The organism is Sulfitobacter sp. DSM 110093, assembly GCF_022788715.1.
Classification (GTDB): Bacteria; Pseudomonadota; Alphaproteobacteria; order Rhodobacterales; family Rhodobacteraceae; genus Sulfitobacter.
The window spans coordinates 65,064-79,016 of the sequence record NZ_CP085168.1 but is presented as its reverse complement, the minus strand read 5'-3'; the positions used below and the strand labels follow the sequence as shown (position 1 = coordinate 79,016).

Annotated in this window: 14 protein-coding genes; 5 read left to right on the top strand and 9 right to left on the bottom strand. The window is 58.9% G+C overall.

Going from position 1 to position 13,953, the window contains the following annotated elements; all coding sequences use genetic code 11:
* Nucleotides 1-63 precede the first annotated feature (63 nt).
* Nucleotides 64-1,593 (top strand): PAS domain S-box protein, encoded by a 1,530-nt coding sequence (locus DSM110093_RS17140; protein ID WP_279290861.1) that lies wholly within the window; start codon nucleotides 64-66, stop codon nucleotides 1,591-1,593.
* Here the strand turns inward: DSM110093_RS17140 and DSM110093_RS17135 are convergent.
* Nucleotides 1,590-2,369: a response regulator gene (locus DSM110093_RS17135; protein ID WP_347568649.1), complete on the bottom strand. Its 780-nt coding sequence runs from the start codon at nucleotides 2,367-2,369 to the stop codon at nucleotides 1,590-1,592. The two genes, DSM110093_RS17140 and DSM110093_RS17135, sit on opposite strands and share 4 nt — an antisense overlap.
* A gap of 130 nt (nucleotides 2,370-2,499) precedes the next feature.
* Here DSM110093_RS17135 and DSM110093_RS17130 point away from each other — a divergent pair, with 130 nt between their 5' ends.
* From DSM110093_RS17130 to DSM110093_RS17120, 3 genes are all read left to right on the top strand, one after another.
* The gene (locus DSM110093_RS17130; protein ID WP_243267926.1) at nucleotides 2,500-3,183 is read left to right on the top strand and encodes a helix-turn-helix domain-containing protein; all 684 of its coding nucleotides are present in this window, start codon (nucleotides 2,500-2,502) and stop codon (nucleotides 3,181-3,183) included.
* Nucleotides 3,184-3,292: 109 nt separating this feature from the next.
* Entirely contained in the window at nucleotides 3,293-4,132 is an 840-nt protein-coding gene (locus tag DSM110093_RS17125; protein ID WP_243267925.1) for a universal stress protein, read from the top strand.
* Nucleotides 4,133-4,216: 84 nt separating this feature from the next.
* Nucleotides 4,217-4,630 carry a universal stress protein gene (locus DSM110093_RS17120; protein WP_243267924.1) on the top strand — a complete coding sequence of 138 codons (414 nt, stop codon included), beginning with the start codon at nucleotides 4,217-4,219 and terminating at the stop codon, nucleotides 4,628-4,630.
* Between the two features lie 118 nt (nucleotides 4,631-4,748).
* On the opposite strand, the gene ccoS is transcribed toward DSM110093_RS17120, so the two are convergent.
* From ccoS to ccoN, 8 genes are all read right to left on the bottom strand, one after another.
* Nucleotides 4,749-4,913: a cbb3-type cytochrome oxidase assembly protein CcoS gene (gene ccoS, locus DSM110093_RS17115; RefSeq protein WP_243267922.1), complete on the bottom strand. Its 165-nt coding sequence runs from the start codon at nucleotides 4,911-4,913 to the stop codon at nucleotides 4,749-4,751.
* Nucleotides 4,910-7,030 (bottom strand): heavy metal translocating P-type ATPase, encoded by a 2,121-nt coding sequence (locus tag DSM110093_RS17110; RefSeq protein WP_243267921.1) that lies wholly within the window; start codon nucleotides 7,028-7,030, stop codon nucleotides 4,910-4,912. Before DSM110093_RS17110 ends, ccoS begins: the two co-directional genes overlap by 4 nt.
* Nucleotides 7,027-7,497: a FixH family protein gene (locus tag DSM110093_RS17105; RefSeq protein WP_243267919.1), complete on the bottom strand. Its 471-nt coding sequence runs from the start codon at nucleotides 7,495-7,497 to the stop codon at nucleotides 7,027-7,029. The genes DSM110093_RS17110 and DSM110093_RS17105 overlap by 4 nt, the downstream gene beginning before the upstream one ends.
* A complete protein-coding gene (ccoG, locus tag DSM110093_RS17100) occupies nucleotides 7,478-9,085 on the bottom strand; it encodes a cytochrome c oxidase accessory protein CcoG (protein WP_243267918.1) in 1,608 nt (535 codons plus the stop codon). Before ccoG ends, DSM110093_RS17105 begins: the two co-directional genes overlap by 20 nt.
* 97 nt (nucleotides 9,086-9,182) lie before the next feature.
* Complete coding sequence (gene ccoP / locus DSM110093_RS17095) at nucleotides 9,183-10,088, bottom strand: cytochrome-c oxidase, cbb3-type subunit III (RefSeq protein ID WP_243267917.1); 906 nt, start codon at nucleotides 10,086-10,088, stop codon at nucleotides 9,183-9,185.
* A complete protein-coding gene (locus tag DSM110093_RS17090; RefSeq protein ID WP_243267916.1) occupies nucleotides 10,085-10,273 on the bottom strand; it encodes a cbb3-type cytochrome c oxidase subunit 3 in 189 nt (62 codons plus the stop codon). The genes ccoP and DSM110093_RS17090 overlap by 4 nt, the downstream gene beginning before the upstream one ends.
* Nucleotides 10,274-10,283: 10 nt before the next feature.
* Nucleotides 10,284-11,120 carry a cytochrome-c oxidase, cbb3-type subunit II gene (gene ccoO, locus DSM110093_RS17085; protein ID WP_243267915.1) on the bottom strand — a complete coding sequence of 279 codons (837 nt, stop codon included), beginning with the start codon at nucleotides 11,118-11,120 and terminating at the stop codon, nucleotides 10,284-10,286.
* Nucleotides 11,121-11,125: 5 nt separating this feature from the next.
* On the bottom strand, nucleotides 11,126-12,736 hold the full coding sequence (ccoN, locus tag DSM110093_RS17080; RefSeq protein ID WP_243267914.1) for a cytochrome-c oxidase, cbb3-type subunit I: 1,611 nt from the start codon (nucleotides 12,734-12,736) through the stop codon (nucleotides 11,126-11,128).
* 581 nt (nucleotides 12,737-13,317) lie between these two features.
* Between ccoN and DSM110093_RS17075 the strand changes: the two genes are divergently transcribed.
* Nucleotides 13,318-13,656, top strand: a complete 339-nt coding sequence (locus tag DSM110093_RS17075; RefSeq protein ID WP_243267913.1) for a cytochrome c — start codon at nucleotides 13,318-13,320, stop codon at nucleotides 13,654-13,656.
* Nucleotides 13,657-13,953 lie beyond the last annotated feature (297 nt).

Below are 13,953 nucleotides of genomic sequence, written 5' to 3'. Positions count from 1 at the left end.
CTTGCAAGCAAGCTTTGAAATGCGTTTGCTGCCCGTGTAGCTACATTTCAACGGAACCCGTACATGAAGATCAATGACGAAAGCCCCGTCCTACTTGCCCTGTTGGATGCTGCGGTTGATGCGATGGTGGTGTCCGATCACGCTGGAAATATTCTGCGGGTCAATCAGGCGGCTGCGGTCCTTTTTGGCTACTCAGTCGACGCTTTGGTCGGACAAAACGTGCGTATGCTGATGCCTGATGCAATGGCTTCGCGCCACGACGGGTTTCTGCGCCATCACCTTGAAACTGGTGAAAAACGGATCATTGGGATGGGACGCGATGTCGAAGGTCTGCGATCAGATGGGCGTGTCTTTCCGTTGCATCTTTCGGTAGGACGCGCCGATATTTCAGGCGAAGTCGCCTTCGTTGGCATCATGCATGATCTTTCGCGAAGAAAGGCTGCCGAAGAGGCGACGGCACGGTCCCAGCGAATGGATGCGATTGGCCAGATGACCGGCGGAATCGCCCATGACTTCAACAATCTGCTAACCGTCGTCATCGGCAACCTTGAACTTTTAGAAATGGCCGAAACCTCCGAGAAAAGCGGTGCGCTGATTTCTGATGCGCTGGAAGCGGCGGAGGTTGGCGCAGATCTAACTTCGCGGCTCATGGTTTTTGCCAGAAAAAGCACGCTGAACGCAGAGGTGATAGATTTGAACGCCGAAGTGTTCAAGGCGGTGGCGATGCTCAATCGGACAATCGGTGCGCATATTGCGGTTGATACTGACTTCGCAAATGATTTGTGGCAGGCAAAGATTGATGCGACGCAACTTCAGACGGCCGTTCTAAACATTGCGCTGAATGCGCAGGACGCGATGCCATCGGGGGGCCACATTAAGCTGGAAACGCGCAATATGCAATTGGATGACACCTATGTTGCGCAAGAAATTGGCATCGATATGGGCAACTATATTCGCTTGTCGATCGCTGATGCGGGCGAGGGCATGTCTGCTGGGACCAGAACCCGCGCGATGGAGCCCTTCTTCTCAACCAAGCCCGTCGGTCAGGGAACCGGCCTTGGTTTGTCCATGGTTTATGGCTTCATCAAGCAATCCGGTGGACATATTGCAATCTACAGCGAAGTCGGCGAAGGCACGACGATCAGCCTTTATTTCCCTGCTTTGGCAGATGCTATTCAGCGCAACGCAGACCTCCGGCATGACCGCGAGCAGCACGAGCAGATCGGCGCAGGGCTACGTGTCCTTCTGGTCGAAGATGATCCGATGGTGCTGCGCCTGTCGGAAACCCGCTTGAAAAGCCTGGGCTTTCTTTGTGTGACAGCGACAAGCGGCGACGCGGCCTGGGAGGTATTGAAAGCACGGAACGATATTGATGTTGTCTTTACCGACCTCGTTATGCCCGGCGAGTTGTCCGGTCACGCGTTGGCCAGGCGTGTCGCCAAGGAGATGCCACACATTAGAATTTTGATTACATCTGGGTTTTCAGAAAACGTCCTGCGCGGCAAGGACACCGACGGCGGCTTTTCCATATTGCAAAAACCTTATAGGCAGGTTGATCTCGCCAAGGCATTCCGCGCGTTGTTTGAAAGCTAACGCCCTACTTCCACGGCGCTTTCCGTCAGGATATATCCGATGCCGCGAACCGTCTTGATCAAAAGCGGACGGCCAGGGTCTCGTTCGACCTTCTTGCGCAGGCGCGCCACCTGGTTGTCAATAGTGCGGTCCAAAGGCGCCCAGCTTTGACCATCAATTAAGTCCATAAGCCGGTCGCGAGACAGCGGCTTCTTGGCGTGTTTCAGTAGCGCTGCCAGCAACTTGAAATCAGCGGTGGTGAGGTCGCAGTCCTGACCATCGCGATCGACAAGCATCATCTGATCAAGTTTCACCGTGAGGCCATCAAGCGAAAGCCACGGGTCTTCTGCCGCGTCCTCCTGCGGCTGCACCTCATCGTCCTTTTCATGCCTGCTGCTGCGGCGCAGGACGGATTTCACCCGCGCCAATACCTCCCGAATGTGGAACGGCTTGATCAGATAGTCATCGGCTCCCAATTCAAGACCAACCACACGATCAATCACGTCGTCCTTACCCGTCACCATGAAGATCGGCACACCATGGTCGCGGTTCAGTTCACGTGCGATATCGAGCCCATCTTCTACCCCGAGGTTGAGATCCAAAGTGACAAGGTCAAACCGCGCCTCTGCGAATGCCGCGCGAACGCTCTTCGCGTCTTGCGCCTCGGCCACATGGTAGCCCTCCCCTTCGAAACATCGCCTCAGGAGCGTTCGAATTTTGGCGTCATCGTCGACAACAAGGATTTTCTTCACAGCAAAGATCACCATCCAGAGCAGTTTGGTTTCTATAGTCCGCAATCTCGACCGGTGCCAGCGATAGGCATGTCAGAAACCGCCTGCGACAAACCGATACAATTGGATACACGGACAAGGGTCTTCCTGCGACGCGCACCTGAGATTGTGATCGCAACCTAAAAAGGATGATCGCATGTATGTGACATTATCAAGTGAGTTTTCTCCCGCAACCAAGTTGCCTGATTCGCACCCCTTCGGGTGCGCAGGTGCGGCACCCTCACAATGCAAACGGCAGGCCGTCGGAACGCATTTGTTTCGCGAAGGCGACATCGCCAACAATATCTACGAGATCACATCAGGCGTCTTTCGTTTGACCCGCGTTCTTGGAAACGGACGGCGACAGGTCATTGCATTTGGTCTGCCAGGGGACATCATCGGGTTTCCGAATGGCATTTCACATCACAGTGATTGCGAAGCCATCCAGTCCGCAGAAGTGGTTGCGCATCGGCGCACGGCGCTGGACCCTCTGGAGGGTGATGATGCGGCACATCAACGCCTGCTGCACGCAGCGCTGCGTGAGATCTCGGCAATGCAAGATCACTTTATGATGCTCGCTCGGAAATCTGCGACCGAGAAAGTTGCATCCTTTCTCATAAATTTGGCAGAACGCGTCGGCACACCAATCGGTACATACACCGCATGCTCTTTACCGATGAGCCGCGCCGACATCGCAGACTTCCTTGGTCTAAGAATCGAGACCGTCAGCCGCACATTCACGCGTCTGCGCAAAGAAGATATCATTGCGTTGGATACTTCCCAAATCGTTCTCGTAAAGAACATGGGAGCACTCGTGTCCGCATCCGAAGCAAGCAGTTGAGCGCCCTTTGTAGCACGGTCGTGATCCTTATAACCACATAGTATTCTATAGCGTCCAATAAGCAACTTGACCGTCCAACCTGCCTGCCCGAACCAGTGGGAGGTCCATCATGGCTATCAAGACAATTCTCGCCTGTCTCACCGACACTTCGACAGCCGAAAGCGTATTGGTGGCGAGTTCCTTGATCGCGCGGCGCCATGAGGCCCACGTGATCGGTCTGCACACGGTTGAAACGCTGATGGTCTACCCGGGCGTCGCCGTGCATTTCCCGGATATCGTGTTCACCGAGTTCGGCAAATCTCAGGTCGAACAATCCGCCGCGCTCAAGGAGGCCTTCGAGAAGAGATTCAACTACGAGGCATTCCCCAGCGAATGGTGCTTGTTGAAAAGCCATTCCGAAACCGCCGCCGAGCGCATCGTGGAAAGCGCGCAATGCGCGGACCTCATTCTCATGGCCGCCGCCGACCCGGTGGCCGAAAGCCACGCCCATGCGCGGCTGCTGGAAGCCGTCATCCGCGATTCGGCTCGGCCGGTACTTGTCATCCCGCAGAACTTCTCGGCAGAACATCTGGGCCGGAACGTTCTAATCGGCTGGAACGGCGCTCGAGAAGCGGTCCGGGCCGCCCATGAGGCGCTCAATCTCCTGCGGGAGGGCGATACCGCGAATATCTTGCACATCAACGATCACAGCCGCGACGCGGGGCTCAAGGCGACGGCCAGCGCCCTTGCCGCCGCTTTCGACCAGCATAAGATCAATACGACACTCGTAGAACGCTGCTGGGAGCGCCCGGGCGTGGCGGCAGCTCTGAGCCGCGAGACCTTCGAGCGCGATGCGGACATGCTGGCTGTCGGCGCCTTTGGCCATTCCCGCGCCTATGATCTGGTGATCGGCGCGGCCACGCGAGAGATCTTGCGCAAGACTGAAGTCCCGGTCCTGTTCTCCCGCTGAGCACGGCGCACAACCTTAGAATTCGAAGGACCGAACCCAGCCGCCCGCTCACGGACCAGCGGGCCGCAAACTACAGGAGAGACAATGTATAGAAAAATTATGATTCCCGTCGATCTGCGCCACTGCGAAAGGTTGGACAAGGCGCTCAAGGTCGCTGCCGACCTGGGCCGTCTCTACCATGCGGAGTTGCACATCGTGAGCGTTGGTCCCAGCCAACCAAGCGAAGTCGCCCGCAGCCCAGAGGAATTCTCAAAACGGCTCGCACATTTCTCCGAAACCGCATCGCAAGCGCATGGCGCGACCTACAAACCCCACGCTGAGACGAGCCACGACCCCGCCGTAGAACTGGACGCCATTCTGGCCGGCGCAGCTGAGAGGCTGGATATCGATCTCATTGTGATGGCCAGCCATATCCCCGGCCTGGCAGAGCATGTTTTTTCCTCGAACGCCGGCTATCTCGCCTCACATGCGACGATTTCAGTGTTGATCGTACGCTGACGTTTTACAGATCTATCGCCCGGCCGATCTTGCACTCGGCTGAACGTTTCATTTGGTCCGCAAGCTCCCATCCCTGCGCCTTGCATCCAATCTGGACGCCGTCAACCCGCAATCTCGCCTATCCTTCGTCCGAAAAAAACGCAGGTTCCTCGTCCAACAGAATCCGCGCCGCATCCCCTTCGAGGTCTTCATATTGCCCGGCGCGCAGCGTCCAGAGGCAGGCCGCCAACCCCGCCGCGCCAAGCAAAACGGAAACCGGGATTAAGACAATCAAGATATTCATCGGCGCACCGCATTCAAAACAACAAAGATGGAAGATGATGACATCACCACCGCTGCCATCAGCGGCGTCGCAAAACCCAGGACGGCAACCGGGATCGCCACGGCATTGTATACCGCAGCCAGAGCCAAGTTCTGCCTAATGCGGCTGCGCGCCCGGCGCGCCAGGCGCAGGATCTCTTCGACTGCGCATAGGTCACCGCGCAGCATAACTCCATCCGACGCGACCCTTGCGGCGTCAAGCGCCGTGGCGGGCGCGAGTGAGGCATGTGCGGCTACGAGCGCGGCAGTGTCGTTCAGCCCATCGCCCACCATGAGCACGCGCTTGCCCCGCTCGGCCATACTGTGCACCAGCGCCGCTTTGTCTTCAGGGCGCACCCCCGCGTAAACCTGCGCAATCCCCAGCCTGGCCGCCAAAGCGTCTGCGCGGGCCTGCGTGTCACCTGACACCATCGCCACTTCTAGGCCCTGCCCCTGCAATGCTTCGACCACCGCAACCGCGCCGGTGCGCAGCCTTTCATAGAGCGGCAGGGGGATGCACCGGTTGGGCAGGTAGAGCGCAGGCCCGTCCTCGCCCCGCCCCATCCGCACGGGCGCGCCATTCCACAGGCCACAAACCCCCTCGCCCGGCACCTCATGCAGATCGCTCAGCGCGGCGGGGCTGTGAGCGGCAAGCGCAATCGCCAGTGCGCGCGACGCCGGGTGATCTGAGGCCTGCGCCAAACCCAAAGCCACAGAGGCGGGGGCAGGGTCAAGATCAGGCAATTGCGCCAGGCCTTCAGTCAGCGTGCCAGTCTTGTCGAACATTACCATGTCGACTTCGGCCAGCCGTTCCAGCGCAGTGGGCGATTTCAACAGCACTCCCCCCCGAAACAATCGCCCGGTCATCGCCGCTGTCACTGCCGGAATGGCAAGCGCCAAGGCACAGGGGCAGGTAATGATCAGTGTCGCCGTGGCGACCGCAACGGCGTGATGCAGATCGCCCGTCAGGCCCCACCAAACCACAAAGGCCAGCGCGGCCAAACCATGCACTACCGGCGCATAGAGCCGAGCGGCCCGGTCGGCGATCCCGCTGTAGCGATGTTTCCCGGTTTCGGCCACTTCTACTAAGGCCGCCAGCCGGCGCAGGGTGCTATCCTCGGCCCGTCGGGCAACGCGCAGGGTCAGCGGGGCGCCGAGGATCACTTCGCCCGCGCAGACCGGATCACCGGAAGCGATGGCGATTGGCTCGGCCTCACCGGTAAGGGCCGAACGGTCGACCATCGCGGCAGCCTCGGCGATGCCGTCCACCGGTATCCGCGCTCCTGCTGCCAATGCGATCCGGTCCTCGGGCATGAGCGCGGCTACGTCTACGGTCTCACGCCCTGCGGCGGTCAGCCGGGTCGCACGCGGCAATTCCAGCGCAGTCAGCTCCGCCGCCGCAGAACGTGCGGTGGCCCGTGCGCGATGCTCAAGATAGCGACCCACCAGCAGGAAAAAGGTTAGCGAAAGTGCCGCATCGAACCATGTATGCGCTCCGGTGGCGGCGAAGGTCTCATAGAGTGATGTCGTCGCCGCAAGGAGGATCGCCAGCGCAATCGGCACGTCCATGTTCATCCGTCCGGCCCGCAAGGCAACTGCCGCCGACGCAAAAAACGGCACCGCCGAAAAGGCCAAGGCAGGCAGCGCGATGGCCGCCGACACCCAGTGAAACATCTCTCGCGTGATATCGCCGGCCCCGGACCATACCGCGACGGAAACTGCCATTACGTTCATCATGGCAAAGCCCGCCACGGCTGCACGCGCCAATAGGCGGCGGCCTGTGTCGTCCGACGTCGGGCGCAGGGCGGCCGCGTCCAGCTCATGCGCCTCAAAGCCTGCACTATTGAGCGCCTGAAGCGCAGCGCTGGCGTCATGCCCCGGCAAAAGAACGATCCGGACCCGTTTGGCCCCAAGGTTCACCCGCGCCGCTTGGATCGACGGCAGTTTGGCCAACACCCTCTCCACCCCGGCAATGCAAGCCGCACAGCGGATTTGCGGCAGGGCGAGATAGAGAGCCGCCTCGCTTTCCGTCAGGCTTCGCGCCACAGCGTCAGCTGAAGGGGCCGCCACAACGCAGCCCGGACAAGCGGCAATCGTCATCGCACTACCCTGAGCGGTATGCGGCGGCGAAAGAGCGTGCCGTCGGCAGCGCGCATCTCAATCCGCAGATTCCAATTGCCCGGTCCGGCGATGACCGAGGCCACCCACGCTTTGCCATCCCAGTCGAACGCTGGCGTCATATCATCCGCCACGGTCGTTGCGCGGCCAAGCGTTGCCGTGATTATCTCTGGCATGACAACGCCGGCACTTTCGTCCTGCACCGCAAGTCTGAGCGCTGTGTCGGTCAGGTCGGTCTGCAAGAGCCAGCCCAGTGCTTCCTGCGCAGCGCGGTCCGTGTCGAAGTTTTGAGAGGCGACATAGCTCGACTCAGTTTCTTTGCCTGGGAAAGTCCGCACCGCGTTGACCGCCAAAGCAAGGTTAACCGTGATGATGATAGAAAATCCACCCACGAACATCGCAAGTACATGCCATCCTGTGAGGGGACGTTCAGTCTGCACTGCGTTCATTAAGGCCTTCCTTTCCGTTAAAAATCGTATTGCTATAAGCACGCTCCCCTGAGGTAACGTCTTGCACCCAGAGCCGCAGATCACTCCGCTGTTGTCTGGCGGCAGGGGCTTGCGGGGGTGCGATCACGTAGACCCGTTGCAAGCGGCTGGTGTCCGCAGGGACCTCCACCACAGTGCCGGGAGCGCCTTCGACAGCCAGTTGCAGAACGTTGTCAGCCACGAGCGACAGCTGAAAGTCTCGCGCCTCGCCGTGCTTGTTGCGCAGGCGGATGTCATAGGCGTTGCGGATCGACCCGTCCGAGAGGGTGACGAAAGTCGGGTTGCGAACCGGGGCGATGGTCATGTCGATCTCGGGTCGGATGAAAAGGGCGACAACCAGCGCCACCCCGATGGCGGCCCAAGCGGTGGTGTAAAAGATCGTCCGCGGGCGAAAGATGTGCTGCCATAGGGGCTTGGGCTGCCACGGCGGTTGGCAGGCCCCGGCAACTTCGCCAGCGGGCACTTCGGCAAGCCCCGCGACCCCGGCGCTTTGCATCGGTTGGGTCGGCGGCTCGTCATCCAGCGCGAGGTAGTCGATCAACCCGCGCGGACGGCCGATCTTGGCCATCACGTCGTCGCAGGCATCAATGCACAGTGCGCAGGTGATACACTCCATTTGCTGGCCTTCGCGGATGTCGATCCCCATCGGGCACACTGCGACACAGGCGTTGCAATCAATGCAATCTCCCAGCACCTCGCCGCTGCGCGATTGGCGTTCGGCGGCTGTATTCTTGTCAACCGCCGCCCCATAGCGCGCCACAGCGTCGCCGCTGCCAATCGCCTCGGCTGCCGCCTTTTGACGTTTCACCCCACCCTTGCCACGCGGCTCCCCGCGCCATTTTCGGTAGCCGACTGTCAGCGTGCCGGGGTCCATCATCGCGCCTTGGATGCGGGGCCAAGGACACATGTAGATGCAGACCTGTTCGCGCATGAAGCCGCCAAAGATAAACGTCGTGGCTGTGAGCAAGGCGATGGTCGCATAGGCCACCGGGGCGGCCTGCAGGTTCATAAGGTCACGCGCCAAGGTCGGCGCATCGGCAAAGTAGAAGACCCACGCCCCGCCCGTCGCCACCGCGATGAGCAGCCAAACCGCCCATTTGGTCAGCCGCAGCCGCCCTTTGCGCAGGCTCCACAGAGCATTGTGCAAGCGAATACGCGCATTTCGGTCGCCCTCGATCCAGCGCTCAACGGTCATGAAGAGGTCCGTCCAGACCGTCTGCGGACAGGCGTAGCCGCACCAGACCCGGCCCAAGGCCGAGGTAAACAAAAACAGCCCCAGCCCCGCCATGATCAGCAGGCCGGCCACGAAATAAAATTCATGCGGCCAGATTTCGATCCAGAAGAAGTGAAAGCGCCGATTGGCCAGATCGACCAGCACCGCTTGGTCAGGCAGGTTCGGCCCCCGGTCCCAACGGATCCACGGGGTGATGTAGTAAATGCCCAGTGCAAGGATCAGAATGACCCATTTCAACCGGCGAAAGAAGCCGCTCACCCGGCGCGGAAAGATCGGCTCACGTGCAGCGAAAAGCGGGGGCGAGGCGTTTGACATAAGTGGTTTGGCTCCGGGCTATGTCTTTCGGCCTACACCCTTGATGTGCAGGCTGCTTTGATCTGCATCAAACCTGCGGATCATCTTTTGCGCTGGCTCATTGGGCGGGCGCATCCTCAGCATCGCCCACGGCGGCCTCACCGCCTCCCAGTCCATAGACATAGGCGGTTATAGCCCGGACTTCGGCTTCTCCCAAACGCGCCTGCCAAGGCGGCATCACCCCCATGCGCGGCGCTTTGAGTTGCCGTAGAATCGCTTCTTGGCTGTCGCCACGCAGCCAGATCGCATCGGCAAGGTTCGGAGCGCCTATCTCGCGGTTGCCCAGCCCCTTTTCGCCGTGACAGGCGCTGCAATTGTCGGCGTAAAGCGCGGCCCCTTTCGCGGCGGCGGTCGCGTTGTGACCGAGGTCCGACAGGCTGCGCACGAAATGGGCGGTGGCATCCAATTCGGCGTCTTCCATCCAGTCAAACGGCGGCATTTCCGAGAACCGCGCGTCGGGGTCTTCTTCGTTGCGGATGCCGTGACGGACGGTATAGGCGATGTCGTCCATAGTGCCGCCCCAGAGCCAGTCATCGTCCAACAGGTTGGGATACCCCGAAGCCACAACGCCCCCCGCCCCCGCGCCGTGGCATTGCGAACAATTGGCTGCAAAGACCGAGCGCCCGGCTTGGACGGCAAAGCGGTGCAGGTCTTCGTTGTCCCGCAGCACAGCCAAATCAACAGTAACGAGGCTGTCGATCAGATCTGCGTTCGACAGGTTCACGCGCTCGATCTCGGCTGCGACTTCGGCGCGGGTGGAATAGCCTAACAATCCCGCCGTCGCGCCCGAAACCATCGGCCAAGCCGGGTAGAGGATCGTATAGATCACACCCCAGACAATGGTGGCGTAGAAGGTCCAAAGCCACCAGCGCGGCAGAGGGGTGTTCAGCTCTTCGATACCGTCCCAACTGTGGCCGGTGGTCTCGGTCCCGGTGGTGGGGTCGATCTTGCGATTGTTGGTCATTGGCGGGCTCCGTCATAGCAATCTTGGTCAGGGTCCTCGTTCCGGAAAGGCACATCCGCCGCATCTTCATGGAGGGCGCGCGAGCCGGGGCGGTAAGCCCAGCCGATGACACAAAGAAAGATGAGCGTCAGGATCAGCAGTGCCCAGCTGTCGGCCAGTTCACGCAGGAAGGAATAGGTGTCCATGGCAAGTTCCTCAGCGGTTAGCTTCGGGCACAAAGGTCGAGAAATCGACCAGCGTTCCGAGCATTTGTAGATAGGCGATCAGTGCATCCATCTCGCTGACCCCCGGTTGGGCATCAAAGCTGCGCACCTGTGCGCCGGGATAGCGTTCCAGTAGGCCGTCATAATCGCCGAAAGGATCAATCTGTACGCGAAAATCTCCGCTCGCACTGGCTATCATCTCATCGCTGTAGGGCACGCCGACCATACGGTGGGTCTCAACAAGATCGGTCACATCATCGCCTTCCAGCTTGGTATCCATCAAGAAGGCATATTTCGGCATGACGCTTTCCGGCACGACAGATTGCGGATCCATCAGGTGATCGACGTGCCACTCATCCGAATAACGCCCTCCGACCCGCGCCAGATCCGGCCCGGTGCGTTTGGAGCCCCATTGAAATGGGTGGTCATACATAGATTCTGCGGCAAGGCTGTAATGACCGTAGCGCTCCGTCTCATCACGCATCGGGCGGATCATCTGGCTGTGGCAGACATAACAGCCCTCGCGCACGTAGATCTCGCGCCCCGCCAGTTCCAGCGGCGAATAAGGGCGCATGCCCTCGACCTCCTCGATCGTGTTCTCCAGCCAGAAGAGCGGCGCGATTTCGATAATGCCACCGACGCTGACCACCGCCAGCGAGGCAATCAGCAACAGGGTCGCATTGCGCTCAAACCGCTGGTGAAAGGTGATCGTCTGCGTCTCGGGTGGTAGCTCATTAGGAACTTTTCCCCGCTTCACGCCTTTGCGGGCGGTAACGACCTTAGGGTCGTCGGCGGGGTCGTAATTCGGGCTTTGGGGATTCTTGGCCATTGATCTTACTCCGCTGGCAGGGCGACGGTGATGGGGCGGGCTTCGGGGGCGCGGATGGTCATCCACATGTTCCAGACCATCACGACACCGCCGGCGAGGTAGAGAACCCCACCCAAACCACGGACCACATACATCAGGTATTTAGCTTCAACGGTGTCGGCAAAGCTGTTGACGAGGAACCCATTGGCATCCACCTCGCGCCACATCAGGCCTTCCATAATACCCGATACCCACATCGAGGACGCGTAGAGAACGATACCCACGGTCGCGAGCCAGAAGTGCAGATTGATCGCCGAGAGCGAATGCATCTGCGCCCGTCCCCAAAGTCGTGGTGTCAGAAAGTAGAGTGCGCCAAAAGTGATGAGGCCGTTCCAACCCAATGCGCCGGAATGCACGTGACCGATGGTCCAATCGGTATAGTGGCTCAATGAGTTGACCGCCCGGATCGACATCATTGGCCCCTCAAAAGTTGACATCCCATAGAAGGCCAGCGACGCGACGAACATGCGGATAATCGGATCGGTGCGGATCTTGTCCCACGCGCCCTCAAGCGTCATCAGACCATTGATCATGCCGCCCCAACTGGGCATCCACAGGATAATCGAAAACACCATGCCCAATGTCGCCGCCCAATCCGGCAGCGCGGTGTAATGCAGGTGGTGCGGACCGGCCCAGATATAAAGGAAGATCAGCGCCCAGAAATGGATAATCGACAGCTTGTAGCTATAGACCGGGCGACCCGCCTGCTTTGGCACGAAGTAATACATCATCCCAAGGAAACCGGCGGTCAGGAAAAAGCCCACGGCGTTATGGCCGTACCACCATTGCGTCATGGCATCCTGCACGCCCGAGAAAACCTGCACGGACTTGGAGCCCCAGATCGACACAGGGATCGCCAGATTGTTCACCACATGCAGCATCGCCACGGTGATGATGAAGGCTAGAAAAAACCAGTTCGCCACGTAGATATGCCGCTCGCGCCGCTTTAGGATCGTGCCGAAGAACACAGCGAGGTAGGTTAGCCAGACAATGGTCAGCCAAATATCGACATACCATTCCGGTTCGGCATATTCCTTGGATTGTGTTGCCCCCAGCAGATAACCTGTCGCCGCCAGAACGATGAAAAGCTGGTAGCCCCAAAAGACGAACCAAGCCGCGTTGCCGCCCCAGAGCCGTGCCGCCGATGTGCGTTGCACGATATAAAAGGAGGTCGCGATCAGAGCATTACCGCCAAAGGCAAAGATTACCGCGCTGGTGTGCAGCGGGCGCAGGCGGCCAAAGTTGGCATAGGGCTGCGCCCATTCGATATTGAGCGCGGGAAAGGCGAGCTGGAAAGCGATGTAAGTCCCGGCAAGAAAGCCGACCACGCCCCAACAGGCCGTGGCAATCACCCCGTAACGCACTGGGCCGTCCATGTAGCCCTGCGGCACAAAGGCGGGAGCCATTTCGCCCGCCTCTACAGGCATTTGGCGCAGTTGCCAGAAAAACAGCCCTGCCGCGATCACCATGATCAGCAGCGCATGGACCATATAAGCCGGATCACGCGCCCAATCCGCGCCCAGTGCCGCTAAGAACACAATGAGCGCAAGCGCGATCAATTTGAGCGTATCGAACATATCCCGATTCCCTTCATCTTTGGGAAACGGATCGCACGAAGGACATGACTGTGTTTTGACTTAGATCAAATTTGGCATTGGGCCGTAATTTTTCTCCGAGCGAAAGACACTTTTGCGACAATGCTCATGCAAACGCAGGCTACTGTTGATTACGCAATCGCGCCACGTTTCACGCTATCTGCAGCACGATGATCTTTCGTTGGTGCGGACATTGGGCACCACCGGCCACGGTTGGACGTTTCGCCGGGAGAGAGATTTGCCTCCAGCGTAGCGCCACCATTGTAGTCAGTAGCAAAAATCAAGTTCCGATTTCATGTGAAACTGCCTGACGTCAGCACCCTTGGGTCAAAGGAGGGGAAGGACCGCCCAATGCTCCGAGGGGTCAGAGCTTTGACAGCAAGGGTCACGAATTATTCTTGTTTAACGCTCCGCCTTCAAGGCCGAAAATGCAAACTTTTTACAGCTGAGGCTCGTGCTTATTCCTATAGGGTATGCTACCCTTAGCTATGCCAACTTCGAGGTTATTGCTATTCCCTCTCGCAATCATCGGCGCTAGTTTAGCCGCCTGCACAGTACCTTCAATGCCCGAAACCCATAATAGAGCCAAGTTTTTTGCGGCGAACTGTGCCTCTTGCCACGGGATGTCGGGGCTTGGCGACGGCCTTTCGTCGGTACGGCTCGATCCAAGACCAACAGACCTGACATTGTTGGCCAGTGAAAATGAAGGCTCTTCCCCCCGCGCCCGTGCATTAAGCTATATTTATGGCGATCCTCAACACGGCCATTTCGGAAGGGTGATGCCCCAATTTGGTGGCGCTATGGCAAGTGATACCGTGCCAATCGAGGTGAATGGTGTGATGAACCCAACGCCAAAAATTCTGGCGGGACTTTTGGCTTACTTGGAAAGTATCCAGCGTTGATTAAATAAGGCATTCTTAACTGTGATTACGACATCGGCAAGATATTCATATCCGCCCACTGAGCTGCATTTATTGAATCACTCTAAAAATCAATGCGTTGAGCCAGCTTCAACATTGCCTGGGCCCGCGAGAGGCTGGCTCTCACACTCCATTCGGCTTGGCCAGACAGCTCTAAGCCGCTACCAATGACGTCCGCATTTGGGTTCCGGTTCAACCCGATGAACGAAGGCCAGCATTTATATGTGCTTTCCTAAAGCAGGCATTCATTAAACATGCGGCGAACGGCTACTCTCCGCC